Here is a 394-nt window from a genome sequence, read left to right as displayed (position 1 = left end):
GTTAAGCCCAGTCTCCCGAACGATCTCGCTCGAGCCCTTACCAGCGGCCTGCAGCACCTTGAGCTGATCGAACCGGCTCCGCTGCGCGGCACGGCGACCCGCACTGGCAAGACGCTGATGTTCCGTCACCTCCGGTTGCCCATAACGATGAATCAGGCCGGGTTGTGGCTGTCGGGGTTCCGGCTCCATCTCTCCCGGAACAAACGGCTCATGCTGAAGCGGCGCGCGGCTCAGCTGTTGCTGAATCGACTGGCGTAGGTTCTGGATCAGGTGAAACCGGTCGGCGATCTGGCGCGCCTGCGGGGCGCCGCGCATAGCCGCCTGGGCATAGAGGCCGCATCGGTCGCGGCTGACGACCTCGACGCCTGGGCGACGGGCGAGCCATGCAGCCGTT

General features: G+C 66.2%; 1 protein-coding gene and 1 pseudogene. One reads left to right on the top strand and one right to left on the bottom strand.

Going from position 1 to position 394, the window contains the following annotated elements; all coding sequences use genetic code 11:
• Nucleotides 1–258: hypothetical protein (locus GSQ89_RS39545; protein WP_254073448.1), on the top strand; the 258-nt coding region annotated here is incomplete at its 5' end.
• On the opposite strand, the pseudogene GSQ89_RS40350 reads toward GSQ89_RS39545, so the two are convergent.
• Nucleotides 243–394: pseudogene (locus GSQ89_RS40350) on the bottom strand (transposase); the annotation flags it as partial. The gene GSQ89_RS39545 and the pseudogene GSQ89_RS40350 overlap by 16 nt on opposite strands.

It is taken from the genome of Acidisphaera sp. S103 (genome assembly GCF_009765975.1).
Lineage (GTDB): Bacteria > Pseudomonadota > Alphaproteobacteria > Acetobacterales > Acetobacteraceae > Rhodopila.
This window is presented reverse-complemented; position numbering and strand designations above follow the sequence as displayed.